At 55.8% G+C, this 26702-nt stretch carries 20 protein-coding genes; 14 read left to right on the top strand and 6 right to left on the bottom strand.

Annotated features, from left to right (window positions below):
- The first annotated feature begins 254 nt into the window (after positions 1 to 254).
- Both clpS and clpA read left to right on the top strand, forming a co-directional pair.
- On the top strand, positions 255 to 575 hold the full coding sequence (clpS, locus tag JHD74_RS04820) for an ATP-dependent Clp protease adapter ClpS (protein WP_021804950.1): 321 nt from the start codon (positions 255 to 257) through the stop codon (positions 573 to 575).
- A gap of 26 nt (positions 576 to 601) precedes the next feature.
- Positions 602 to 2881, top strand: coding sequence for an ATP-dependent Clp protease ATP-binding subunit ClpA (clpA, locus tag JHD74_RS04815; RefSeq protein WP_024529873.1), 2280 nt, complete (start codon positions 602 to 604; stop codon positions 2879 to 2881).
- A 265-nt stretch (positions 2882 to 3146) separates the two neighbouring features.
- Here the strand turns inward: clpA and infA are convergent, their stop codons facing one another.
- From infA to JHD74_RS26870, 6 genes are all read right to left on the bottom strand, one after another.
- The gene (gene infA, locus JHD74_RS04810) at positions 3147 to 3365 is read right to left on the bottom strand and encodes a translation initiation factor IF-1 (protein ID WP_002211347.1); all 219 of its coding nucleotides are present in this window, start codon (positions 3363 to 3365) and stop codon (positions 3147 to 3149) included.
- A 106-nt stretch (positions 3366 to 3471) separates the two neighbouring features.
- Positions 3472 to 4197 (bottom strand): leucyl/phenylalanyl-tRNA--protein transferase, encoded by a 726-nt coding sequence (gene aat / locus JHD74_RS04805; protein WP_199061848.1) that lies wholly within the window; start codon positions 4195 to 4197, stop codon positions 3472 to 3474.
- Positions 4198 to 4227: 30 nt separating this feature from the next.
- On the bottom strand, positions 4228 to 5964 hold the full coding sequence (gene cydC / locus JHD74_RS04800) for a cysteine/glutathione ABC transporter ATP-binding protein/permease CydC (RefSeq protein WP_199061846.1): 1737 nt from the start codon (positions 5962 to 5964) through the stop codon (positions 4228 to 4230).
- A 2-nt stretch (positions 5965 to 5966) separates the two neighbouring features.
- Positions 5967 to 7733 (bottom strand): cysteine/glutathione ABC transporter permease/ATP-binding protein CydD, encoded by a 1767-nt coding sequence (gene cydD, locus JHD74_RS04795; RefSeq protein WP_199061844.1) that lies wholly within the window; start codon positions 7731 to 7733, stop codon positions 5967 to 5969.
- Between the two features lie 254 nt (positions 7734 to 7987).
- On the bottom strand, positions 7988 to 8959 hold the full coding sequence (gene trxB / locus JHD74_RS04790; protein WP_098927843.1) for a thioredoxin-disulfide reductase: 972 nt from the start codon (positions 8957 to 8959) through the stop codon (positions 7988 to 7990).
- 350 nt (positions 8960 to 9309) lie between these two features.
- Positions 9310 to 9432, bottom strand: coding sequence for a hypothetical protein (locus JHD74_RS26870; protein ID WP_255519155.1), 123 nt, complete (start codon positions 9430 to 9432; stop codon positions 9310 to 9312).
- A 229-nt stretch (positions 9433 to 9661) separates the two neighbouring features.
- Here JHD74_RS26870 and lrp point away from each other — a divergent pair, with 229 nt between their 5' ends.
- The 12 genes from lrp to JHD74_RS04730 all read left to right on the top strand — a co-directional run bounded on the left by lrp (position 9662) and on the right by JHD74_RS04730 (position 26680).
- Complete coding sequence (lrp, locus tag JHD74_RS04785; RefSeq protein WP_021804943.1) at positions 9662 to 10156, top strand: leucine-responsive transcriptional regulator Lrp; 495 nt, start codon at positions 9662 to 9664, stop codon at positions 10154 to 10156.
- A 120-nt stretch (positions 10157 to 10276) separates the two neighbouring features.
- Positions 10277 to 13759 (top strand): DNA translocase FtsK 4TM domain-containing protein, encoded by a 3483-nt coding sequence (locus JHD74_RS04780; RefSeq protein ID WP_199061870.1) that lies wholly within the window; start codon positions 10277 to 10279, stop codon positions 13757 to 13759.
- Between the two features lie 185 nt (positions 13760 to 13944).
- Entirely contained in the window at positions 13945 to 14556 is a 612-nt protein-coding gene (gene lolA, locus JHD74_RS04775) for an outer membrane lipoprotein chaperone LolA (RefSeq protein WP_024529867.1), read from the top strand.
- Positions 14557 to 14563: 7 nt separating this feature from the next.
- Positions 14564 to 15907: a replication-associated recombination protein A gene (locus JHD74_RS04770; protein ID WP_037375016.1), complete on the top strand. Its 1344-nt coding sequence runs from the start codon at positions 14564 to 14566 to the stop codon at positions 15905 to 15907.
- Between the two features lie 108 nt (positions 15908 to 16015).
- Positions 16016 to 17308 carry a serine--tRNA ligase gene (gene serS / locus JHD74_RS04765; RefSeq protein WP_024529865.1) on the top strand — a complete coding sequence of 431 codons (1293 nt, stop codon included), beginning with the start codon at positions 16016 to 16018 and terminating at the stop codon, positions 17306 to 17308.
- A gap of 261 nt (positions 17309 to 17569) precedes the next feature.
- The gene (ynfE, locus tag JHD74_RS04760; protein ID WP_199061842.1) at positions 17570 to 20023 is read left to right on the top strand and encodes a selenate/tellurate reductase subunit YnfE; all 2454 of its coding nucleotides are present in this window, start codon (positions 17570 to 17572) and stop codon (positions 20021 to 20023) included.
- A gap of 226 nt (positions 20024 to 20249) precedes the next feature.
- Entirely contained in the window at positions 20250 to 22700 is a 2451-nt protein-coding gene (gene dmsA / locus JHD74_RS04755) for a dimethylsulfoxide reductase subunit A (RefSeq protein WP_199061840.1), read from the top strand.
- Between the two features lie 10 nt (positions 22701 to 22710).
- Positions 22711 to 23328 carry a DMSO/selenate family reductase complex B subunit gene (locus JHD74_RS04750; RefSeq protein WP_024529862.1) on the top strand — a complete coding sequence of 206 codons (618 nt, stop codon included), beginning with the start codon at positions 22711 to 22713 and terminating at the stop codon, positions 23326 to 23328.
- A 1-nt stretch (position 23329) separates the two neighbouring features.
- Positions 23330 to 24190 (top strand): dimethyl sulfoxide reductase anchor subunit family protein, encoded by an 861-nt coding sequence (locus JHD74_RS04745; protein ID WP_024529861.1) that lies wholly within the window; start codon positions 23330 to 23332, stop codon positions 24188 to 24190.
- Positions 24191 to 24238: 48 nt separating this feature from the next.
- A complete protein-coding gene (dmsD, locus tag JHD74_RS04740) occupies positions 24239 to 24847 on the top strand; it encodes a Tat proofreading chaperone DmsD (RefSeq protein WP_199061838.1) in 609 nt (202 codons plus the stop codon).
- Entirely contained in the window at positions 24847 to 25413 is a 567-nt protein-coding gene (gene napF / locus JHD74_RS04735) for a ferredoxin-type protein NapF (protein WP_024529859.1), read from the top strand. Before dmsD ends, napF begins: the two co-directional genes overlap by 1 nt.
- Positions 25414 to 25534: 121 nt before the next feature.
- Complete coding sequence (locus JHD74_RS04730; protein WP_074028963.1) at positions 25535 to 26680, top strand: MFS transporter; 1146 nt, start codon at positions 25535 to 25537, stop codon at positions 26678 to 26680.
- Positions 26681 to 26702 lie beyond the last annotated feature (22 nt).

Here is a 26702-nt window from a genome sequence, read left to right as displayed (position 1 = left end):
AAATTACACTCTAGAGCAAATGATCAACACGTCAAGGGATCGGCCAATGCCCGTGTCGGGCAGTTCACTAAAGTTTGAAGTAGTTAACGCTATTGATATGGTTTGGTAACAAATTGTGGCTGCGATAGGGGCGATTAATCGCGTTGTGCTGCGGCACGTTAACCGCGAAGATGGTAAAATAGTCTTGATACTCCCGTTTGAATAACCCGAACATGGCCCCATATACTGAGGCATGGCAGAGAAGATGAGCAGCAATGGGCAATAGCAACGATTGGCTAAATATTGAACACTTGGCCGAGGAAAAACAAATCGATGCGGTAAAACCGCCGTCAATGTATAAAGTTATACTTAACAACGACGATTACACACCGATGGAATTTGTGATTGACGTTCTGCAAAAGTTCTTTTCTTATGATATTGAACGTGCAACGCAACTGATGCTCACGGTCCACTATCAAGGCAAGGCGATCTGCGGTGTTTTCACCGCCGAGGTTGCGGAAACCAAGGTGGTCCATGTGAACCGTTACGCAAGGGAGAATGAGCATCCGTTGCTCTGTACGCTGGAAAAAGCCTGAAAAGGCAATCTATTGGGGAGGTGCCTATGCTCAATCAAGAATTGGAACTCAGTCTCAACATGGCTTTCGCCAGAGCGCGCGAGCACAGACATGAGTTTATGACCGTGGAGCACCTGTTGCTGGCGTTACTCAGCAACCCTGCCGCGCGCGAAGCGCTCGAGGCTTGTACGGTGGATCTGGCCGCGTTACGCCAGGAGCTGGAAGCCTTTATCGAACAAACCACACCAACGCTGCCCACCAGCGAAGAGGAGCGCGACACCCAGCCGACGCTCAGCTTCCAGCGTGTACTGCAGCGTGCGGTATTCCACGTGCAGTCCTCCGGCCGGAGCGAAGTGAGCGGTGCCAACGTGTTGGTGGCGATCTTCAGCGAACAGGAGTCCCAGGCGGCATACCTGCTGCGTAAACACGACGTCAGCCGTCTGGACGTGGTGAACTTCATTTCACATGGTACACGTAAAGATGAGCCGGGCCAGGCACCTAATGCGGAAAACCCGGTAAACGAAGAGCAGCCTGGAGGGGAAGACCGTATGGAAAACTTCACCACCAACCTCAACCAACTGGCCCGCGTCGGCGGTATCGATCCGCTGATTGGCCGTGACCGTGAACTGGAGCGCGCCATTCAGGTGCTGTGCCGCCGCCGTAAAAACAACCCGCTGCTGGTGGGCGAATCCGGCGTAGGTAAAACCGCCATTGCCGAAGGGCTGGCTTGGCGGATCGTGCAGGGCGACGTGCCAGAGGTGATGGCAGACTGCACGCTCTACTCGCTGGACATCGGTTCATTGCTGGCAGGCACCAAATACCGTGGCGACTTTGAGAAGCGCTTCAAGGCGCTGCTCAAACAGCTGGAGCAGGATAAGAACAGCATCCTGTTTATCGACGAAATTCACACCATCATCGGTGCCGGTGCGGCTTCCGGTGGGCAAGTGGATGCCGCCAACCTGATCAAACCGCTGCTGTCGAGCGGCAAGATCCGGGTGATTGGCTCCACCACCTATCAGGAGTTCAGTAATATTTTCGAAAAAGACCGTGCGCTGGCGCGTCGCTTCCAGAAAATAGACATTACCGAGCCGACGCCGGAAGAGACCATTCAGATCATCAACGGTCTGAAAACCAAGTACGAAGCGCACCATGACGTGCGTTACACCGCTAAAGCGGTACGTGCTGCGGTAGAACTGTCGGTGAAATACATCAACGACCGCCATCTGCCGGACAAGGCGATCGATGTGATCGATGAGGCTGGTGCGCGTAGCCGGTTGCTGCCGGTGAACAAGCGTAAGAAAACGGTCAACGTGGCGGATATCGAATCCGTGGTCGCACGCATTGCGCGTATCCCGGAAAAAACCGTCTCCGCCAGCGATCGCGACGTGCTGAGAAGCCTGAGCGACCGCCTGAAAATGCTGGTGTTTGGCCAGGATCCGGCCATTGAGGCGCTGACCGAAGCGATCAAGATGAGCCGTGCCGGTCTGGGCCAGGATCGCAAGCCGGTGGGTTCCTTCCTGTTCGCCGGGCCGACCGGGGTAGGGAAAACCGAGGTTACCGTGCAGCTGGCGAAGGCGCTGGATATCGAATTGCTGCGGTTTGATATGTCCGAATATATGGAACGTCATACCGTCAGCCGTCTGATTGGTGCGCCTCCGGGCTACGTCGGTTACGATCAGGGCGGCCTGCTGACCGATGCGGTGATCAAACATCCGCACGCGGTGGTCCTGCTGGATGAAATCGAGAAAGCGCACCCGGACGTGTTCAACCTGCTGTTGCAGGTGATGGACAACGGGACGCTGACCGATAACAACGGCCGTAAAGCAGACTTCCGTAACGTGATCCTGGTGATGACCACCAACGCCGGGGTACGTGAAACCGAACGCAAATCGATTGGCCTGATCGAACAGGACAACAGCATCGACGCGATGGACGAGATCAAGAAGGTGTTTACGCCAGAATTCCGTAACCGTCTGGACAACGTCATCTGGTTCAACCATCTGTCTCCTGCGGTGATCCAGCAGGTGGTCGACAAGTTTATCGTCGAACTGCAGGCACAGCTGGATGCGAAGGGCGTGTCGATGGAAGTGAGCGACGAAGCGCGTGACTGGCTGTCTGTGAAAGGCTATGACCGTGCGATGGGCGCTCGTCCAATGGCGCGTGTGATGCAGGAAAGCCTGAAAAAACCGCTGGCCAACGAACTGCTGTTTGGTTCTCTGGTTGACGGCGGCTCGGTGAAAGTCGAGCTGGATGCAGACAAGAAACAGCTGACTTACCACTTCCTCAGCGCCCAGAAGCGTAAAGCGGATGAAGGTGCGGTGCACTAAGCGGTAGGCAGGTAACGAAAAAGCGATGCCTTGGCATCGCTTTTTTTATACGTGAATTTCACGGACTGCTGTGAGGGCGCCGTATGCCGTTAAAAGGGCGTAGCGGTCGAACGGAATATGTCGCCCTTATAAAATGAGTGAGCCCTCTCAGTTTACCTGCGCCAATACAACTCGGTGGAGAACGTTGCTGCGGCGGTAAACGGAAAGGGCTCTTTTGAGGGATCACATCCTCGGTGTCGCCAATGGTTGGCGACGGGTGAGCCGATTAACGGCTACGGAAGACAATGCGGCCTTTGCTCAGGTCGTACGGGGTCAGCTCTACAGTGACTTTGTCACCCGTCAGGATGCGGATATAGTTTTTGCGCATTTTACCGGAGATATGAGCGGTAACCACGTGCCCGTTTTCCAATTCAACACGGAACATGGTGTTCGGCAGCGTATCAAGAACGGTGCCCTGCATTTCAATATTGTCTTCTTTGGCCATCGAATCCTCTAGGTGTAACTACCTTAGTTTTTAACCGGCAAGATAATGCCGAAAAACCCACATTATGTAAAGGAGTGTCGGTGAACAATGCACCGATTCCACAAAATTAGTCAGTTTGGGAGGGCAGTTCAACCAGCTGTGGGGGTATGACTTGCGCTGTCCAGCATTCCGGCGCTAACACCCTGCGCTGAAGGTTGCTCAACTGCTGCAAAAATTGGCGGCGGGGAATTTCTCTCGCTCCAAGCCGGGCAGTGTGAGCGTTAAGCACCTGACAGTCAACCAATTCTCCTCCATAACCGGCAAAATGGCGGCAAAACGCCCATAAAGCACACTTTGATGCGTTGGTGGTGCGGCTAAACATTGATTCACCGCAGAACAGCGCTCCCTGGGCGACACCGTACAGGCCGCCGACCAGCTCTTCTCCCTGCCACACCTCAACGGAATGGGCGTGACCAAGGCGATGCAATTGTAAATAGGCTTGCTGCACCTCCTCGCCGATCCAGGTGCCTTCATCGGGGCGGTATGAGCATGCGGCGATCACGGCGGCAAAATCGTGATTGAGGGTAATGCGGAACGGCGGGTTGCGCAGGAATCGCTTGAAGCTGCGGCTGACATGGTATTCCGTTGGGAACAGCACCGCCCGTGGATCCGGAGACCACCAGAGGATGGCCTCCCCAGGCGAATACCAGGGGAAGATCCCGCGCTCATAGGCTGCCAGCAACCGCACAGGTGTCAAATCGCCACCGATGGCCAGCAGTCCGTTAGGATCGTGCAGGGCGGCCTCTGGTGAGGGAAACGCTACAGACTGCGATGACAGCTTAACAATGCGCATAAAACCTCTTAGCGTCGCCTACAGGCGGTTTTACAGCGATACATTACTGATACGTTGGCGGAATTGGGCGTAACGGCCAGGCTGGCGCATCAGCGCTGCGTGGCTACCTTGTTCCACGATACTGCCGCCATCCATCACACAGATGCGATCGAAATGCTCCAGCCCATAGAGTCTGTGAGTCACCAGAATTAACGTCTTGCCGCGGCAATGCTGACGCAGCAGGGCCAGGATCTGTTGCTCAGTCTCGGCATCCAGCCCTTCGGTTGGCTCATCCAGCAGTAATAGCGGGGCTCGATGCAGCAGGGCTCGGGCAATGCCCAGACGGCGTTGCTCACCACCGGAAAGCTGGCGGCCACCTTCACCCAGCCAGGCATTCAGCCCCTCATTTTCCAGCAGCTTATCCAGACCGACTTGTTGCAGTGCGAGGTTTAAGTCCTCATCGCTGGCCGCAGGTGCGGCGATACGCAAGTTTTCACGCAGGGTACTGCTGAAGATATGTACCCGTTGGCTCACTACCGTAGTCATGGCGCGCAGCGTAGCTTCATCATAGCTAGCCAATGGTTGGTCGTTGAGCAGGATTTGGCCGCTGTCAGCATTCCAGGCGCGGGTCAGTAATTGCAATAGGGTCGATTTACCACAGCCGGTACGGCCCAACAGCGCGATGTGCTCACCAGCGGCGATGTTCAGCGTCACGTTGTTCAACACCGGCAGCGGTTGGTCGGGATAGGTGAAGGACACCTCGCTCAGTTGCAGCTCTGCGCCCGGTTGTGAGGCTGGACCGCTGGCAGGGAAGGTGACTTCCGGTTGCTGATCGATGATCTGCTTGACCCGGGTTGCCGAAGCGATCACCTGGCCCAGATGTTGGAACGCGGCGGCGACGGGCATCATGGCTTCAAAAGAGGCCAGGGCGGCAAAGGCAAACAAGGCAATCAGGGCCCCGGGTTGGGTATCGCCACCGATCCCCGCAGCGGCAAGCCACATCAATAGCGTGACGGTGAGGCCACTTGCCAGGATCATCAGCGCCTGAGCAATCCCCCCTAGCGAAGCCTGTTGCCATTGGCGGCTCTGCCAGCGTTGTTCGGTCGCGTTGAGCTTATGCCGGAAACCGTCCAGCGCGCCAAACACCACCAGTTCGGCCTGCCCCTGGAGCCACGCGGTCAGGTCGGTGCGGTACTGGCTGCGTAACAGGGTCAACTCTTCCCCAATAGGCTTGCCTGCGCGATAGAAGACCGGCGGAACGGCCAACAACAGCAATAACAAAATTCCGCCCAGCGTCAGGGCTAACGGAACATCCAGCCAACTGAGGCCGAAGGTGACCACCACAATCACCACCGCAGCGCTGACCATCGGCGAAATAACGCGTAGGTAGAGGTGATCGAGCGTATCGACGTCGGCAACCAGGCGGTTGAGAAGCTCAGCCTGACGGAAGCGGGCAATACCCCCCGGTGACAGCGGCAGGATCTTGCGGAAGGTAAATACCCGCAGATGGGACAACACACGGAAAGTGGCGTCATGGCTGACGACCCGTTCTGCATAACGTCCGGCGGTACGGAAGATTGCCGCACCCCGTACGCCAGCAGCCGGTAGCATGTAGTTGAAGGTATACAATCCCGCCAGCCCGGCCAGCGAAGAGGCGGCCAGGAACCAGCCGGACAGCGCCAGCAGGCCGATACTGGCCAGCAGGGTGACGATGGCCAGCACGATACCCAGTAAAATCAGAAACGTGTGGCGGCGATACAACGCCAGGAATGGCAGCAAAACGCGCATGATTATAGCTCCCCGCTGCGGTGTGCAATCAGTTTGGCAAACAGACCGGGCTGGGTGCTGAGCGTGGCGTAATTGCCCTGCTGCACGATTTTGCCGCTGTCCATCACCCAGATCTGGTCATAATCTTCGGTATCTTCCAACTGGTGCGTGACCAACAGCGTGGTCTGCTGATGGGAGGCTGCATTCAGCGCCTGCATCACCAAACGTTCGCTGTGGGCGTCCAGGCTGGCCGCAGGTTCATCCAGTAACAGCAAACGGCGGGGGCTGAGCAGCGCTCGCGCTACGGCCACACGCTGAGCTTGCCCAACGGAAAGGCGGGCAGCACCGTCGCCCAGATCGGTAGCCAACCCTTTTGGCAGGTGGGGCAGGAATTCACTGACGTAAGCCTGCTCGACGGCCTGTTGCAATTGAGTCTCGCTGGCCTGTGGGTGGCCGAGCAGGATATTGTCCCGTAACGTTTGAGCTGGCAGATGGGGGTTTTGCCCCACCCAGCCCAGTTGCTGACGCCAGTTAACCGCAGCCAGCTCGCGCAGTTCGATGCCATTGATCAGCAAGGAGCCCCGATAGGGCAGGAAGCCCAATAACAGATTCAACAACGAACTTTTCCCTGCACCGCTAAGCCCGACCAAGGCAATGCGCTGGTTGGCAGGTAAGGTAAAATCAAGCGGCCCCGCAAGCACTACGCCATTGGGCGAGAGGATTTCCAACTGCTGTGCCTGTACGGCCAGTGGTTCTTCGCTATTTAGCATTAGGGAGCCATTGCCAACCTGCTCCCCCTCGGCGGCCAGGAAGGTTTCCAGCGCTTCGGCGGCGCCCACGGCCTGGGCTTTGGCATGGTAAAAGGCACCCAGATCGCGCAGCGGTTGGAAAAACTCCGGTGCCAGGATCAGCACCAGAAAACCGGCAAACAGCGTTACACCAGTGCCGTAGCTGCCAAAGTCCAGTTCACCGAGGTAGGAGAAGCCAAAATAGACTGCCACCACGGCGATGGAAATCGAGGCGAAGAACTCCAGCACGGCGGAGGAGAGGAAGGCCAGGCGCAGCACTTCCATGGTGCGCTGGCGGAAATCTTCCGAGGATTTGGCAATGTGATCGGTTTCCGCCTGGCCGCGATTAAACAGACGCAGGGTATCCAGGCCGCGCAGGCGATCGAGGAAATTGCCGCTGAGCCGGGCCAGCGCAATAAAGTTACGGCGGTTGGCATCTGCCGCCCCCATACCGACCAGTGCCATAAACAGTGGGATCAACGGGGCAGTAGCCAGCAGGATAAACCCGGCCGCCCAGTTGATCGGGAAGACGGTGATCAGGATCAGCACCGGGATAAACACGGCCAGATACATTTGCGGCAGATAGCGGGAATAGTAATCCTGCATATCCTCAATTTGCTCAACGATAATGCTGGCCCAGCTCCCGGCAGGCTTGCCCTGGATCCAGGCGGGGCCAAGCTGTTGCAGCTTATCCAGCACCTGCGCACGCATACGCTGGCGAATGACCTGCCCGCAGATAAAGCCGACTCGTTCACGCAGCCAGCTCAGGAAGGCGCGCAAAGCAAAGGTAGCGGCCAACCAGATAAACGACGAAACCAGTTCGCCACGGGGCTGATGTTCAATAATCAGCGCATGGAGCAGTGAGGCCAACAGCCAGGCCTGGGCGACGATCAAAATGCCGCTTGCCAGACCTAACAGCATGGATAAACGCAGCCAACGCTGCGCCAACGTACTCTGTGTTTTGAGCCAACGGGTTAACTGGTGCTGTCTGGTTTTTTTCATCAGGTGTCTGCGTCGCCGATGCCTGTTGTAGCAGGCTTGGTTAACGTACTGTTAAAAAAGTGTTTGTCTCTGCGGGAAATAAGACAAGTGAACGCTAATGTTACCTCTTCACTCGGTAGACGTGAACTAAATATCCCTTTCATAACTTGGGCAACAGTCACGTTTTTAGCGCGGATGGGGTTGTTTTGAACTTTCAGGGGGGGATAGAAATAAGGCGGCCAACAGGCCGCCTCGGTATCATTGCTGATGAGGGCTTACTTAACTTCGGCCTGCGCGATACCGTCGAGATAGCGTTCGGCATCCAGTGCGGCCATACAGCCCGTTCCGGCTGACGTGATTGCCTGGCGGTAAATGTGATCCATGACGTCACCTGCGGCAAATACGCCTGGGATGGAAGTCTGGGTCGCGTTACCGTGAATCCCGGACTGCACCTTGATATAGCCGTTTTCCAGCTCAAGCTGCCCGCCAAAGATCGCGGTGTTCGGGCTGTGGCCGATCGCGATAAATACGCCAGCAAGCTCTAAGTCTTTGGTCTGCTCAGCGTCTTTGGTGCTGCGTAAGCGCATTCCGGTGACGCCCATCTGATCGCCCAACACTTCGTCTAGCGTGCTGTCCGTATGCAGGATGATGTTGCCGTTCTTCACTTTTTCCATCAGGCGATTGATCAGGATCTTTTCGCTGCGGAAAGTGTCACGGCGGTGCACCAGGTGAACTTCAGAGGCGATGTTCGACAGATACAGCGCTTCTTCCACGGCGGTGTTGCCACCACCGACTACGGCGACCTTCTGGTTGCGATAAAAGAAACCATCGCAGGTAGCACAGGCGGAGACCCCTTTGCCCTTGAACGCTTCTTCTGATGGCAGACCTAAATAACGGGCCGATGCACCAGTAGCGATAATCAAGGCATCGCAAGTATATTCACCACTATCACCCAACAGGCGGAAAGGACGGTTCTGCAGATCGACGCTGTTGATATGGTCAAACACGATCTGGGTGTCGAACTTTTCTGCGTGCTCACGCATGCGCTCCATCAGCGCCGGGCCGGTCAAGCCTTCGGCATCGCCTGGCCAGTTCTCCACTTCGGTGGTGGTGGTCAACTGACCGCCTTGTTCCATACCGGTGATCAAGACCGGGTTCAGGTTAGCGCGCGCCGCATAAACCGCTGCGGTGTAGCCAGCTGGGCCAGAGCCCAGGATCAATAATTTGCTATGTTTAGCCGTGCCCATGAATAACCTCGTTTCCCACAATGGCGGACAATGGAACCGATTGTAGGGAAAATGCGGCAGTAAAAAAAGCGCCAGGGGATGTTGTTACCGATTTGTTTGATAACCAGCGTCTATCAGCCGATATTTTATCCTTGCGTAGGCGGGGATAACGGCAGCGATAATTTTGTACAGAATGGGTTAAAAATGCGGTTTTTGTTGGGTTTATGTGGGTAACTACCCGGTTTTGAATGGGGGAAATTCCTAACAAAAAATCAGGCGCTCACTTTTGCTTGCGGTACGTTCTACTGATTTTGCTTCTTTTGCTTTGACAATCCGCTGCGCATTTGCGAAAACATCATAGGAAGAAGAAATTAACCCCGTGCCAGCCGTAAACCGCAGGCATTTTCGCCACCCAGGCAGAATATTGCCGAGGCGCGATAGGTGAGGGAGGGTTTGCCCTGGCGGTGGTTGATGGATTTCTGAACGTAAATCATTTGAATTCGTTGCCCAGAGGTGACAGACAGGCTGGGTAACGGCGGAAGATGGTAGTGACGAATAGTGACGAAGCACAAGGGCGGTTGGTAGGTATTACGTATCTTGTTCCCCTCAGGGGAATGAACCGCTTAACACAGGCATCGGGTCTTCGCTTGGAACAAATCCTTGCACATTGACGTTGGCTAGGGTGTGGCAAGTGCAGGGAAGAACATAAGAGAGACAATAATAATGGTAGATACTAAAAAACGCCCGGGTAAAGATCTCGACCGTATCGATCGCAACATCCTTAATGAGTTGCAAAAGGATGGGCGTATTTCGAACGTCGAACTTTCAAAGCGCGTGGGATTATCCCCAACCCCTTGTTTGGAGCGTGTGCGCCGTCTTGAGCGTCAAGGCTTTATTCATGGGTATACCGCATTGCTTAACCCGCATTATCTGGATGCTTCCCTGCTGGTCTTCGTGGAAATCACGCTGAACCGCGGCGCGCCGGATGTGTTTGAGCAATTCAACTCTGCGGTGCAAAAACTTGAAGAAATTCAGGAGTGTCATCTGGTTTCCGGTGATTTCGACTATCTGTTGAAAACCCGTGTGCCAGATATGTCAGCTTACCGTAAGCTGTTGGGCGAAACTCTGTTGCGTTTACCGGGGGTTAATGACACCCGTACTTACGTCGTGATGGAAGAAGTCAAACAGAGTAACCGTCTGGTTATCAAAACACGGTAAGGTGCAGGTGCAAAACCTGATTAAATTCGTTACACTCCTGTTTATTCATACAGTTTTGGCGCCGGGGAAGCTTCTCGGCGCCGTTACTCTATCCGTCAACAGGAACCTGGAGTGCCTTTCTTGAGCCAGGAATACACAGAAGATAAAGAAGTTACCCTGAAAAAACTCAGCAGTGGGCGGCGTTTGCTCGAGGCTGTGTTGATCGTGGTGGCCATTTTTGCCGTTTACCTCATGGCTGCGTTGGTCAGTTTTAATCCTTCCGATCCTAGTTGGTCGCAAACTGCCTGGCATGAGCCTATCCACAATTTGGGCGGCGGAGTAGGCGCATGGTTGGCCGACACGTTGTTCTTCACCTTTGGGGTCCTTGCCTATGCGATCCCACCGATTATGCTGGTGTTGTGCCTGTCCGGTTACCGTCGGCGCGACAAGGGCGAATACATCGATTTCTTTGGGCTCTCGTTACGTTTAATCGGTACATTGGCGCTGGTGCTTACCTCGTGTGGCCTGGCGGCGTTGAACGTTGACGATCTCTATTACTTTGCATCCGGCGGGGTGATTGGCAGCCTGCTAAGCAATGCCATGTTGCCGTGGTTTAACGGCATTGGCGCCACTTTGGCGCTGCTCGGCATTTGGGCGGTGGGGCTGACCTTGTTCACCGGTTGGTCATGGCTGGTCATTGCGGAAAAGATTGGTGGTGTAGTGCTTGGCGCCGCTACCTTTATGACTAACCGTTCACGCCGTGAAGACCGCTATCACGACGATGACGACGTCGTGCTCGATGAGCGCGAGGAAAGTGGCCAACATGAGGCACCTGCTCCTATGGCAGTAGATGAGGACGATCCGTTGTTCTCTGCCTCTTCCGTGACCGAAACCGCCGAAGAAGAAGCGCAGGATGCTGCCGATCCTTTATTGAGTGGTTTGCGCGCCAGCGATGATGATCTTCCGCTTGCCGAGCCAGCACCGGTCGTTACCGATATCCCGGTAATGCCGAAAGCGGCCGTTCAGGCTCCGGTCACCGTGGCCCCGGCAGCGCCTGCTTCCATCAATCAGCACCCATTAACCCCTGCGCAGCCACAAGACACGCCGCCGCTGTATTCGTTTGAACTGCCCGAAGAGACTCCGGCACCGAGAACGACACGCGTAGCGGAGCCTTATCGTGAGGAGCATGAGCCGCGCCTGGGTGACTGGCAGACGCCCGTTACGCCAAAACCAGAGCCGTCACCGTTTGATTTCTCTGCGGCTCAGCGGGATAGCGACGATGTTATCGGATCAACGGGTTTCAGTGCCAGAGAGGTAGTGAAACCAGCGGCAACTGCCGCAGCTGCAGCTGCAGCGACCGCTGGCGCGGTGAACAACACCTTCATGCCTGCGTTTACCGCCACCAGCGATGCGAGCTCGCAGGTCAAACAGGGCATCGGCCCGGAACTGCCACGGCCAAATCCGGTGCGTATTCCAACCCGGCGTGAGCTGGCCTCCTACGGCATCAAGCTGCCTTCGCAGCGGATCGCGGAGCAAGAGCAGCGTAACCGCGGGGACGAACCACATCCAGAGCCGGTCAGCAATCCGCAGGAAGAAGATGAAGCCTTGCAAGAGGCCGCATTGCGTCAGGCCTTTGCCGAACAGCAAAGCCAGCGCTATGGCGACGAGTATCAGCAAGAAGAAGAGTATCAGCAAGATGACGAAGATGCGCAGCGTGAGGCCGAACTCGGTCAGGCATTTGCCGCGCAGCAACAGGCACGCTATGGCGTAGAAGCACCTCAGCCTGAACCAGAACCGGCTCCGGTGACTCGTCCGGTGGATACCCGCCAGGCCTACAGTTTCTCACCGATGGCAGATCTGGTGGATGACGGCCCAACCGAGCCGCTGTTTACCCTGTCGCCACAGCTTGAGGATAGCATCGAGCTGGAAAGCGAGTTGGAAGACGATGTGCCGTTCGGGCAGTTTGAGCCTGAGGTGCCCGCTTATCAGGCACCGCGTCCGCAAACTAACCCTGCGCCTGGTTACCAGCCGCAACAGACGTATCAGCCACCCGTTCAGCAGCAACCGCCAGTGCCAGCGATGGACAGCCTGATCCATCCATTCCTGATGCGTAATGATATGCCGCTGCAGAAGCCGACTACGCCACTGCCAACGCTGGATCTGTTGACCGAGGCCCCGAAAGAGGTCGAACCGGTTGATACCTTTGCGCTGGAACAGAAAGCGCGGCTGGTGGAAGCCAGCCTGGCGGATTACCGCGTCAAGGCCGATGTGGTCGACATTCTGCCTGGCCCGGTCATTACCCGCTTCGAACTGGATTTGGCTCCTGGCGTCAAGGCTGCGCGCATTTCCAACCTGTCGCGCGATCTGGCTCGTTCATTGTCAACTTCCGCCGTGCGTGTGGTGGAAGTGATCCCTGGTAAACCTTACGTTGGTCTGGAATTGCCGAACGTCAAACGACAAACCGTGTATCTGCGAGAAGTGCTGGATTGCCCAGCCTTCCGCGACAATCCATCGCCTTTAGCGATCGTATTGGGTAAAGATATCGCGGGTCAGCCGGTAGTCGCCGATTTGGCTAAAATGCCGCATCTGCTGGTAGCCGGTACCACGGGTTCTGGTAAGTCGGTCGGGGTCAACGCCATGATCCTCAGCATCTTGTATAAGGCCACGCCGAAAGAAGTGCGCTTTATCATGATCGACCCGAAAATGCTGGAACTGTCGGTCTACGAAGGCATTCCACACCTGCTGACCGATGTGGTTACCGATATGAAAGACGCCGCCAATGCCTTGCGTTGGTGCGTAGCCGAGATGGAGCGCCGCTATAAGTTGATGTCTGCCTTGGGGGTTCGTAACCTGGCGGGCTACAACGAGCGGGTCGATCAGGCCGAGGCGATGGGGCGGCCAATCCCGGATCCGTTCTGGAAGCCAAGCGACAGCATGGATATCACGCCGCCGGTGTTGGAAAAAGAGCCGTACATCGTGGTGATGGTGGATGAATTTGCCGATCTGATCATGACGGTGGGCAAAAAGGTGGAAGAACTGATCGCCCGTCTGGCACAAAAAGCGCGTGCTGCGGGGATCCACCTGGTGCTGGCAACCCAGCGTCCTTCGGTGGACGTGATCACCGGTTTGATCAAGGCCAACATCCCGACGCGTATCGCCTTTACCGTATCGAGCAAGATCGACTCCCGCACCATTCTCGATCAGGGCGGAGCGGAATCCTTGTTGGGGATGGGTGACATGCTGTATTTGGCACCGAACTCTTCGATACCGGTGCGTGTGCACGGGGCGTTTGTCCGCGATCAGGAAGTTCATGCCGTGGTTAAAGACTGGAAAGCGCGTGAGCGGCCGCAGTATAAAGAGGGCATTCTCAGCGCCGGTGAAGACGGTGAGGGGGGCGCAGGCGGTGGTCTGGACGGTGACGAAGAGCTGGATCCGCTGTTCGATCAGGCGGTTGAGTTTGTGGTGGATAAACGCCGTGCCTCGATTTCCGGTGTACAGCGTCAGTTCCGCATCGGCTACAACCGCGCCGCGCGTATCATCGAACAGATGGAAGCGCAGGGCATTGTCAGCGAGCAGGGGCATAACGGTAACCGTGAGGTGCTGGCTCCGCCACGGCATGACTGATTGCCATCAGGCGCTGTAACCATAATAAAAGGGCCGCTTTGCGGCCCTTGTGCAAAGAAGCGTAAACCCCTGCTTTATCGGAATAGTGCTCTGGCTGACAGTCAAGCGCTTCGGGTAGAGTGGAGGTGTTCAGGGTTATATTGACCCAGTTTGCGGTAAACGCATTTCATAAGGTATCTGGAATAATGAAAAAACTGTTGATGGCCTGTTGTCTGCTTTCGGGATTCGCGTCTACTTCCGTGTTAGCGGATGCTGCGCAAGATTTGCAAAGTCGTCTGGCGAAAGTAAACAGTTTCCATGCCAGCTTCTCCCAATCGGTCACCAGTAGTGACGGCGCTGCGGTGCAGCAAGGGGAAGGCGAATTATGGGTAAAACGCCCCAATCTGTTTAACTGGCACATGACCTCGCCGGATGAGAGCGTGCTGGTTTCGGACGGTGAGACCCTGTGGTTCTACAACCCGTTCGTCGAGCAGGTGACGGCCACCTGGCTGAAAAACGCCACCGGCAATACGCCCTTTATGCTGATCACCCGTAACGATGCTAACGACTGGAAAAAGTACAACGTGAAGCAGAAAGGCGATGATTTCGAACTGACGCCAAAGGCCAGCAGCGGTAATCTGAAGCAGTTTGCCATCACCGTGACCAATAGCGGCACCATCAAAAGCTTTGCCGCGGTTGAGCAAGATGGTCAACGCAGCGCTTATCAGTTGAAGAGCCAGCAGAGCAGCAGCGTTGATGCTGCCAAATTCAAATTTACCCCACCGAAGGGGGTGACGCTGGACGACCAGCGCCAGTGAGGTCTACGTGAGCAACATGTCACTCGATTTTTCCCACAATGAGTTCCAGCCACTGGCCGCGCGTATGCGGCCAACTACGCTGGCGCAATACATTGGCCAGCAGCATTTGCTGGCCCCGGGCAAGCCGTTGCCACGCGCCATCGAGGCTGGGCAGTTGCACTCGATGATCCTGTGGGGGCCGCCGGGAACCGGGAAAACGACGCTGGCAGAGTTGATTGGCCGTTATGGCCGGGCCGATGTTGAGCGCATCTCAGCGGTGACCTCCGGCATCAAGGAGATCCGTGAAGCCATCGAGCGCGCCCGGCAAAACCGGGACGCAGGCCGCCGTACCATCCTGTTTGTAGATGAAGTTCACCGCTTCAATAAAAGCCAGCAGGATGCCTTCCTGCCACATATCGAAGACGGCACCATTACCTTTATCGGTGCTACTACGGAAAACCCTTCCTTTGAACTGAACTCGGCGTTGCTGTCCCGTGCGCGGGTGTATCTGCTCAAAGCGCTGACGGCGGATGACATCGGCCAGGTGCTGGATCAGGCCATGGAAGACAAGGCGCGCGGTTTTGGCGATCAGAATATCGAGCTGCCGCCGGAAACCAAGCGCATGCTGTCTGAACTGGTGGGTGGCGATGCCCGCCGCGCCTTGAACAGCCTGGAGATGATGGCCGATATGGCGGAAATCGACGGCAAAGGCATGCGGGTATTAACCCCGGAGCTACTCAAAGAGGTCTCTGGTGAACGCAGCGCGCGCTTCGATAACAAAGGCGATCGCTATTACGATCTGATTTCTGCACTGCATAAATCCGTGCGTGGTTCGGCACCGGATGCCGCCTTGTACTGGTATGCGCGTATTATTACCGCCGGTGGCGATCCGCTGTATGTGGCGCGCCGCCTGCTGGCCATTGCCTCTGAAGACGTTGGCAACGCCGATCCGCGCGGAATGCAGGTGGCTATTGCCGCCTGGGATTGCTTCACCCGCGTTGGCCCTGCAGAGGGGGAACGCGCTATCGCACAGGCGATCGTTTATCTGGCCTGTGCACCCAAAAGCAACGCCGTGTATACCGCTTTTAAAGCCGCCATGCGTGATGCCAAAGAGATGGCGGACTATGACGTGCCGGAGCATCTGCGTAACGCACCGACCAAGCTGATGAAAGAAATGGGGCTGGGCGCAGAATACCGCTATGCCCATGACGAACCCAACGCCTACGCGGCCGGAGAGAGCTATTTCCCGGCGGAAATGGCCACCACGCGCTACTATCATCCAACCTCGCGCGGGCTGGAAGGTAAAATCGGTGAAAAGTTGGCATGGCTGGCTGAGCAGGATCAAAATAGCCAGACAAAACGCTACCGCTAGCGTTGCCGTTGCGGTAAGGTTAGCGGGTATCACACTTCTTTTATGCGGCTATACCGTTGCGGCATAAAACACAATTTCTCTTTCAATAACAACAAGCACAGGATTAGCATGCTCGATCCCAATCTGCTGCGTAATGAGCTAGACGCAGTCGCCGTAAAACTGGCTCGCAGAGGCTTTAAACTCGATCTGGATCTGCTGCGTTCGCAAGAAGAGCGCCGTAAGGTTCTGCAGGTAGAAACTGAAACACTGCAGGCAGAACGTAACTCCCGATCGAAATCCATCGGCGCGGCCAAAGCGCGCGGTGAAGATATCGAGCCACTGCGTCGCGAAGTGAACGAACTGGGTGACAAGCTGGATGCTGCCAAGGCCGCACTGGATAAGCTGCAGAACGAGATCCGTGATTACGCGCTAGTGATGCCGAACGTGCCGGACGACGCGGTGCCGGATGGCAAAGACGATAGCGAAAACCTGGAAATCTGCCGCTGGGGCGAACCGCGTCAGTACGATTTCCCGGTACGCGATCACGTTGAGCTGGGCGAAATGGCCGGTGGGCTGGACTTTGCCGCTGCGGTGAAACTGACCGGTGCGCGTTTTGTGGTGATGAAAGGCCAAATGGCTCGTATGCACCGTGCGTTGGCCCAGTTCATGCTGGACCTGCACACGGAACAGCACGGCTATATGGAAACCTACGTGCCGTATCTGGTGAACCATGCCACGCTGTACGGTACTGGTCAGTTGCCGAAGTTTGGTGAAGATCTGTTCCATACCAAACCGCTGGAAGAAGAATCAGAAAGCAGCAACTATGCGCTGATCCCAACTGCGGAAGTGCCAGTTACCAACCTGGTGCGTGACGAGATCCTTGATGAAGAAGATCTGCCGCTGAAGATGACCGCGCATACGCCATGCTTCCGTTCAGAAGCCGGTTCTTACGGGCGTGACACCCGTGGCCTGATCCGTATGCACCAGTTCGACAAGGTCGAAATGGTCCAGATCGTGCGCCCGGAAGACTCGATGAATGCGCTGGAAGAGTTGACCGGCCATGCGGAGAAAGTGCTGCAACTGCTGAACCTGCCATATCGTAAAGTGCTGCTGTGCACCGGTGATATCGGTTTTGGTTCCTGCAAAACCTACGATCTGGAAGTGTGGCTGCCTGCGCAGAACACCTACCGTGAGATCTCTTCCTGTTCTAACATGGGGGATTTCCAGGCACGTCGTATGCAGGCTCGTTGCCGCAGTAAAACCGAGAAAAAACCACGCCTGGTGCATACGCTGAATGGCTCTGGTTTGGCCGTAGGCCGTACTCTGGTTGCCGTGCTGGAAAACTATCAGCAGGCCGATGGCCGTATTCAGGTGCCAGAAGCATTGCGTCCTTACATGGGCGGCCTGGAATATATCGGTTAATCCACCTCACGGTGGTAGCGAAATAGTGTATCGAAAGCGCCTACGGGCGCTTTTTTCGTTTGAATGGTTTTAATTTACGAATGAAAGCCACATTTATTGATAGCAGACAAAGTTTACTACCCCCTAATGAGTAATATCCTTACTTATGGAGGGGGAATCGTTTTTCCACATCAAACCACCCAGCGCTAATTCAGCTTCCTCCTGTCTCTGCCAACCAAGGCATGACGTTTCCCGTTGTTCGGGCAAGACCAGGAGTGAGCTATGTCGAAGCAAAAATCTGCAGCATCATCATCCAACGGTATCAGCCGCCGTACGCTAATGAAATCCGGCACGGTAGCGGGCTTGACCCTGGCCGCTGGCGGTTTTTCGTTGCCTTTTAGCCGCCATGCAGTGGCAGAAACTGTCGATACTGCAGTGCAACCCCCACCGCAGGATAAAGTGGTGTGGGGAGCCTGCTCTGTTAACTGTGGCAGCCGCTGCGCCTTGCGGTTACACGTACGCGATGACGAAGTTTACTGGGTGGAAACCGACAACACCGGCGACGATGTTTATGGCAACCATCAGGTGCGCGCCTGTTTGCGTGGCCGCTCCATGCGTCGGCGCATGAACCATCCGGAACGTCTGAATTACCCGATGAAACGCGTCGGAAAACGTGGTGAAGGTAAATTCAAACGCATCAGTTGGGAAGAGGCTTACAGCGAAATCGCCTCCAGCCTGCAGCGTATCGTCGCCAAATACGGCAATGAAGCGGTTTACATCAACTATACCTCTGGCATTGTCGGCGGCAATATCACCCGTTCTTCGCCTTATGCCTCGCTGGTTGCTCGCCTGATGAACTGCTACGGCGGTTTTCTCAGCCACTATGGCACCTACAGTACCGCCCAGATCGCCTGCGCCATGCCTTATACCTACGGCAGCAATGAGGGTAACAGCACCTCTGATATTGAAAACAGCAAGCTGGTAGTGCTGTTCGGTAACAATCCGGCGGAAACCCGCATGAGCGGCGGTGGCATCACCTATTTCCTGGAGCAGGCACGGGAACGTTCTAACGCGCGCATGATCGTCATCGATCCGCGCTATACGGATACGGCCGCTGGGCGGGAAGATGAGTGGATCCCGATCCGGCCAGGCACTGATGCCGCATTGGTCGCCGGATTGGCGCATGTGTTGATCAGCGAGGATTTGGTCGATCAACCGTTCCTGGATAACTACTGCGTGGGTTACGATGAGAAAACCCTACCCGCCGGTGCACCTGCCAACGGCCACTACAAGGCCTATATCCTGGGCCAGGGTGAGGACGGCGTTGAGAAGACCCCACAGTGGGCATCGCAGGTCACCGGCATTCCGGCCGAGCGTATCATCAAGCTGGCACGTGAGATTGGCAGTGCCAAACCGGCCTATATCTCGCAAGGTTGGGGGCCACAGCGCCAGGCAAATGGTGAGCTCACCTCACGGGCCATTGCCATGCTGCCGATCCTGACCGGCAACGTGGGGATCAACGGCGGCAACAGCGGCGCGCGTGAATCAACCTACACCATCACCATTGAACGGATGCCGGTGCTGGAAAATCCGGTAAAAACGCAGATTTCCTGCTTCAGCTGGACCGATGCCATCGCCCGTGGCCCGGAAATGACCGCCAAACGTGATGGGGTACGCGGCAAAGACAAGTTGGACGTGCCGATCAAGTTCATCTGGAACTATGCCGGGAACACCATCACCAACCAGCACTCCGATATCAACAAAACCCACGACATTCTTCAGGATGACTCCCAGTGTGAAATGATCGTGGTGCTGGAAAACTTTATGACCTCCTCGGCGAAATACGCCGACATTCTGCTGCCGGACCTGATGACGGTCGAGCAGGAGGACATTATCCCGAACGACTACGCTGGCAATATGGGTTACCTGATCTTTATCCAGCCAGCCACCTCTGCCAAGTTTGAGCGTAAACCTATTTATGAAGTGATGAGTGAGGTAGCGCGCCGTCTTGGGCCTGAGGTACACCAAAAATTCACCGAAGGGCGCACTCAGGAGCAATGGCTGCAATACCTTTACGCCAAGATGCTGGAGAAGGACCCGCAGTTGCCGTCGTATGAGGCCTTGCGCAGCATGGGGATTTACAAGCGTAAAGACCCGAACGGGCACTTTGTGGCCTATAAAAAATTCCGTGACGATCCCGCAGCCAACCCGTTGAAGACGCCTTCAGGCAAGATCGAGATCTATTCGGCCAAGTTGGCAGAGATCGCCAGCAGTTGGGAGTTGGAGAAGGACGAAACCATCAGCCCGTTGCCGGTCTACGCCTCAACCTTTGAAGGTTGGGATGACCCGTTGCGTAACACCTACCCGCTGCAAATGTTCGGTTTCCACTATAAGGCCCGGACCCATTCCAGCTACGGCAATATCGATGTGCTGCAAGCGGCTTGCCCGCAGGAAGTCTGGATCAACCCGCTTGATGCCAGCCAGCGCGGCATTGTCAGCGGTGAAACGGTGCGGGTATTCAATGGCCGTGGCGAAGTTCGCGTGGCCGCCAAAGTCACACCGCGCATCATGCCGGGCGTGGTAGCGATGGGGCAAGGAGCCTGGCATCAGGCCAACATGAACGGTGACCGTATCGATCACGGTGCCTGCATGAATACGCTCACCACCCACCGGCCATCACCGTTGGCGAAAGGTAACCCACAGCATACCAATTTGATCCAGATAGAAAAAATATGAAATGAAAATCATTATCAATAAAGCCTGTTATATCAACACTTTATTGATTGTGAGCAAAGTGTAACTACCTCTTTTGGAGCATAGTGCCGTTTAGGGCAGGCCACAATTAAAACATTTTTACCTGCTTTTTTGAAATCTACCTGCATTGGGAGCGGCGTAACACGTTGATTGCAGGTTTTATTGCCAGTTTTACTGGTTATTTTATGCAACCCAGAGCGAAATCATTATGAATGAATCCGAAAAAAAACCTCTGTCCGGCCTTCAGTGCTCCAGGCGAAAGCTGGTCAAAAATAGTGCCATTGGCGGGCTTGCCCTTGCCGTCGGTGGCGTTTCTCTGCCTTTCAGCCGCCGTGCCAACGCTGAAACCTCCCCGACATCCGCCCTTGCCAAACCCGAAGAAAAAGTGGTGTGGAGCGCTTGTACGGTAAACTGCGGTAGCCGTTGCCCGCTGCGGATGCATGTGGTCGACGGTATGATCAAATATGTCGAAACGGATAATACTGGCAACGACGAGTACCAAGAGTTGCATCAGGTTCGTGCCTGCCTGCGTGGGCGTTCAATGCGCCGCCGCGTGTATAACCCAGACCGCCTGAAGTACCCCATGCTCCGCGTGGGCAAGCGGGGCGAAGGAAAATTCAAGCAGATAAGCTGGGATGAAGCCTACACGCTGATCGCTGACAACATGAAGCGCATCATCAAAGACTATGGCAATGAAGCCATCTATTTGAACTACGGTACCGGCACCTTGGGGGGCACAGTCACCCGTTCCTGGCCACCGGGTTCTACGTTGATCGCTCGCCTGATGAACTGCTGCGGCGGCTATCTGAACCACTATGGTGACTACAGCACCGCGCAGATCGCCATGGGGCTGAATTATACCTACGGCGGTTGGGCTGACGGTAACAGCCCAACGGACATCGAAAACAGCAAGCTGGTGGTGCTGTTCGGCAACAACCCAGGCGAAACCCGCATGAGTGGCGGTGGGGTAACCTACTTGCTGGAGCAGGCGCGTGAGCGTTCGAATGCGCGCATGATTGTGATCGATCCGCGCTACACCGATACCGCTGCCGGTAGGGAAGACGAGTGGATCCCAATTCGCCCTGGTACCGATGCGGCACTGGTTGCCGGGTTGGCGCATGTGTTAATCAGCGAGAATTTGGTCGATCAGCCGTTCCTGGATAAATACTGCGTGGGTTACGACGAAAAAACCTTACCTGCGGGGGCTCCAGCTAATGGGCACTATAAGGCCTATATTCTGGGCCAAGGTGATGACGGCATTGAGAAGACGCCGGCCTGGGCCTCAAAAATTACCGGTATCCCGGCCGACCGCATTGTCAAACTGGCGCGCGAAATTGGCAGTACCAAACCGGCGTTTATTTCGCAAGGTTGGGGGCCGCAACGCCATGCCAACGGTGAGTTGACCTCACGTGCCATCGCCATGTTGCCGATCCTCACCGGTAACGTCGGGATCCATGGCGGTAACACGGGGGCACGCGAGGGCTCCTACGGCCTGCCGTTTGTTCGGATGCCGACCTTGGAGAATCCGGTTAAAACCAGCATCTCCATGTTCATGTGGACCGATGCCATTCTGCGCGGGCCGGAAATGACCGCCAAGCGTGACGGTGTGCAGGGCAAGGACAAGCTGGACGTGCCGATCAAATTTATCTGGAACTATGCCAGTAACTGTCTGATCAACCAGCACTCAGAAATCAACCGTACCCATGACATTCTGCAAGACGAGAAGAAGTGCGAGATGATCGTGGTAATCGATAACCACATGACCTCGTCGGCGAAATATGCCGATCTGGTGCTGCCAGATTGCACCGCCTCTGAGCAGATGGATTTCTGTCTGGATGCCTCAAGCGGCAATATGGGTTACGTCATCTTCGCCGATCAGGCGATCAAGCCGCAGTTTGAATGTAAGAACATTTATGAAATGACCAGCGAGATCGCCCGACGTATGGGGGTTGAGCAGGCCTTCACCGAGGGGCGGACTCAGGAAGAGTGGCTGCGTCACCTTTATCAGCAGTCCCGCGAAGCCATTCCGGCGCTACCGGACTTTGAACAGTTCCTCAAGCAAGGGATCTTCAAGCAGCGCGATCCCGATGGTCACCATGTGGCTTACAAAGCCTTCCGGGCCGATCCGCAGGCTAATCCACTGAAAACGCCTTCAGGCAAGATCGAGATCTATTCTGCCCAACTGGCGGAACTGGCAGCGACTTGGGAATTATCCAAGGACGACGTTATCGATCCGCTGCCGGTGTATGCGGCCGGTTTCGAAAGCCTCGACGATCCGTTAAGCAGCAAGTATCCATTGCAGATGACCGGTTTCCACTACAAGGCCAGAACCCACTCTACCTACGGTAACGTCGACGTGCTGAAGGCCGCTTGCCGCCAGGAGATGTGGATCAACCCGATTGATGCGCAATCCCGCGGCATAGCCAACGGGGACCTGATCCGTATTTACAACGATCGGGGTGAGGTACGCATTAATGCCAAGGTGACGCCACGCATGTTGCCGGGCGTGGTCGCTATGGGCGAAGGAGCCTGGTATGCGCCAGATGGTAGCCGTATCGATCATGCTGGCAGTATCAACGTGCTGACCACCCAGCGCCCGTCGCCGTTGGCCAAGGGCAATCCTTCTCACACCAATCTGGTCCAGGTCGCCAAACTTTAAGGAGTAGCTGATGACTACGCAATATGGATTCTACATTGATTCGAGTCGTTGCACCGGCTGCAAAACCTGCGAGCTGGCCTGCAAAGACTATAAAAACCTGACCCCGGACGTCAGCTTCCGCCGCATCTATGAGTATGCCGGGGGTGACTGGCAGCAGGACGGCGATAGCTGGCACCAAAACGTGTTTGCCTATTACCTGTCGATCGCCTGTAACCACTGTGAAGACCCGGCCTGTACCAAAGTGTGCCCAAGTGGCGCCATGCACAAGCGAGAAGACGGTTTTGTGGTGGTGAACGAAGAGGTGTGCATCGGTTGCCGCTACTGCCATATGGCATGCCCGTACGGCGCACCGCAGTACAACGAAGCGAAAGGGCACATGACCAAGTGCGATGGCTGCTATGAGCGCGTTGCCGTTGGCCAAAAGCCGATTTGTGTCGAGTCCTGCCCGCTGCGTGCCCTGGACTTTGGCCCGATCGACGAACTGCGTAAACAACATGGCACCCTGGCGCAAGTGGCACCGTTACCGGCCGCGCATTTCACCAAACCGTGCATCGTACTGAAACCTAACGCCAACAGCCGCCCGAGTGGTGACACTACCGGCCATCTGGCTAATCCGAAGGAGGTTTAAAATGGGAACGGGATGGCATGAATGGCCGCTGATGGTGTTCACCGTATTAGGACAATTTGTGGTGGGCGGCGTTATCGTAATGGGGCTGGCGTTGATCGCCGGTAATCTGACCGATCGCCAGAGTAAGGCGGTACACGGTTCTATGTTTTTCCTGTGGTTGCTGATGGGGATCGCCTTTATCGCCTCCGTGATGCACCTGGGGACGCCGATCAGGGCCTTTAACTCGCTCAATCGCATCGGTGAGTCGGCGTTGAGTAATGAAATCGCCAGCGGTTCGGTATTCTTTGCGGTTGGCGGCCTCTATTGGCTGCTGGCCATGTTGAAAAAAATGCCGCAGGCGCTGGGTAAAGCCTGGCTGGTAGTCACCATGGTGCTGGGTCTGCTGTTTGTCTACGCCATGACGCGTGTCTACCAGATTGATACCGTACCGACCTGGCATAACGGTTACACCACGCTGAACTTCTTCCTGTCGGTGTTTATCGGCGGGCCGCTGTTGGGCGTGTTGCTGCTGCGGGCGGCTGGTCTGCAAGTGGCTGGCCGTGGTCAACTGATGATGATCAGCGTGCTGGCGCTGTTGCTTAGCCTGTGCTCGGCACTGTTGCAAGGCAGTGAGTTGGCTACTATCAGCAGCTCGGTACAGCAGGCGTCGGCGCTGATCCCGGAATATGGCCAACTGATGGTATGGCGGCTGGTCTTGCTGGTTCTCGGCCTGGGTTGCTGGATTTGCCCGCAGTTGCGCCGTGGTAACGCCAGTGTGATGGGGTTGACCTTGGGCTTTGTGTTAGTCTTTGCCGGTGAGTTGATTGGCCGTGGCGTGTTCTACGGCCTGCATATGACCGTTGGCATGGCCGTGGCTGGCTAACGTTAATCTGGGCGCGGCCTGGCTGCGCCCCTGGAGAAGCCCCAAGTTATGATGCTTGAAAAAATTGCCCTGACTGGCCGTGTGCTAGGTGTTTTATTGTATGCCCCACCGGAGAGCAAAGAGTGCCAGCCTTTACTGGATTCTTTGGCCGACCCGCAGTGGTTGACCGAATGGCCTTATGAAGGTGCACAAGAGGCCGCAGCCCTGATTGCCGAAGGTTTGGCTGGAAACCAGCCAGAGACGCTGTCAGAGGCTTATCAACGCTTGTTCGTTGGCCCACATACGCTGGTTGCTCCGCCTTGGGGTTCAGTCTATCTGGATAGAGAAAGCGTGCTGTTTGGTGATTCGACGCTGCGTCTGCGCCAATGGCTGCGGGTGAACGGTATCGAAGCCCAGCGCGACCAGAATGAGCCGGAAGACCATATTGGCACTTTGCTGATGATGGCGGCCTGGTTGGCCGAAGAGAAGCAACACAAAATGATTTCCGGGCTGATTGCGCTGCACATTCTGCCTTGGGCACCGCGTTATCTGGAACTGTTGCAGCAACATGCTGGACATCCGTTCTACCAGGGCGTGGCGCAGTTGGCACAAATTACGCTGGCAGCCTGGGCGGAAGAGTGCCCGACACCAGTGCCGAGCCTGGAGCTGTATTTCTGATGAACAACGACCAGCAGTTATCTGCGCAAGGCAATAGCCGCCGCCGGTTGCTGACTGGTTGGCTTGATCGTAATAAAGCCTTGCCGGAGCAGGATGCACCCTCTGTGACATTGTCTGCGGTGGCTCGTCCACCTCAGGCTTTGCCGGAGGCATTGTTCAGCTCGTTATGCAACGGTTGTGGCGGCTGCGTGAGCAGCTGCCCGTACGGTTTATTGAGCCTCGATCAAAGCAAGCCGGTATTGAGCATCGATTTCACCGAGTGTGATGTTTGCCGCAAATGCACCACCGCCTGCCAAACCGGGGCGTTGCGGGACAAAATGCCCTGCGACACGCTGCTGCGCCCGCAAATCAGCCATAGCTGCCTGGGGCGGCAAGACAGCTGCCGGATGTGTACCATCAACTGCCCGCAACAGGCTTTATCCTTCCAGCTTTCTGAAAATGGTACCCGCCAATTGCAGTGCGACGATGCGCTGTGTAATGGCTGCGGACTGTGCAAGCTATCCTGCTTTCATGGGCATATTACCCTGGCCGCCTCGGGTGAAAAATCGTTGCCGGAACAGCTATAAAGCCACTTTTAACCCGTTGTTAAACATATTGTGCGATCGCCCGTTAACCGCCGATTGACTTTTTTATCGCCAGTGGCATGATGCGCGCACTCTACTCTGTCTGTTCGGTTTCAATTTCTCTATGTCCGCATATTCTCGCCCAGTGCTTATGTTGCTCTGCGGCCTATTGCTGCTTACGGTTTCCATCGCCGTTTTGAACACTTTGGTTCCCCTCTGGTTAACGCATGCTCAATTGCCAACCTGGCAAGTGGGGGTGGTCAGTTCGTCTTATTTTACCGGTAACCTGTTGGGAACGCTGGTGGCGGGCAAACTGATCAAGCGGATTGGCTTTACCCGCAGCTATCATCTTGCCTGTTTGGTCTTTGCCTTCGCTACCATGGGTATGGTGCTGTCGCTGGACTTCTGGAGTTGGATCGGCTGGCGCTTCTTTGCCGGGGTAGGGTGTGCCTGGATTTGGGTGATCGTGGAAAGCGCACTGTTGCGCAGCGGCAATCTGAGTAACCGTGGTCAACTGCTGGCGGCGTATATGATAGTTTACTATCTCGGTACGGTTGCGGGGCAGTTGCTGCTAAGCAGTGTTTCAACCCAACTGCTGGATGTGGTGCCGTGGGTGACCGCCGTTGTGATGGCCGCCATGCTGCCGATGCTGTTTGCGCGGGTCAATAACCAGGATGACGAACCGCAGCAGGCCTCTATCTGGCAGATGTTTAAACGTCGTGACGCCCGGTTGGGCATCAACGGCTGTATTATCTCGGGAATTGTGCTGGGCTCACTGTACGGCCTGATGCCGCTGTATTTAAACCATCAGGGGATGAGTGATGCCAACGTGGGTTACTGGATGGCGCTGCTGGTCAGTTCCGGCATCGTGGGTCAGTGGCCGATAGGGCGCCTGGCCGATCGCTACGGTCGCCTGTTGGTACTGCGCATTCAGGTGTTTGTGGTGATCCTTGCCAGCATCGCGATGCTGGGTAACTATGCGATGGCCCCGGCGCTGTTTATCCTGGGCTGTGCTGGCTTTACCTTATACCCTGTGGCGATGTCCTGGGCCTGCGAAAAGGTGCTGCCGCATCAGTTGGTGGCGATGAACCAGACATTGTTGATGAGCTATACCGTCGGCAGCTTGCTCGGCCCATCGATGACGTCGATGCTGATGCAGAGCTACTCCGATCGGCTGCTGTTTGTGATGATTGCGGTAGTGGCGCTGGTTTATCTGGTGATGCTGCTGAAAAAGCCCGACCATCACCACACCCCGTTGGCCGCGGCCTGAAATAAAAAACCCGGCAGATGCG

It is taken from the genome of Serratia sp. ASV30, assembly GCF_016428815.1.
In the GTDB taxonomy this organism is placed as follows: Bacteria; Pseudomonadota; Gammaproteobacteria; order Enterobacterales; family Enterobacteriaceae; genus Chania; species Chania fonticola_C.
The sequence above is the reverse complement of the archived record's forward strand: the minus strand, read 5'-3'. Positions and strand labels throughout refer to the sequence as shown.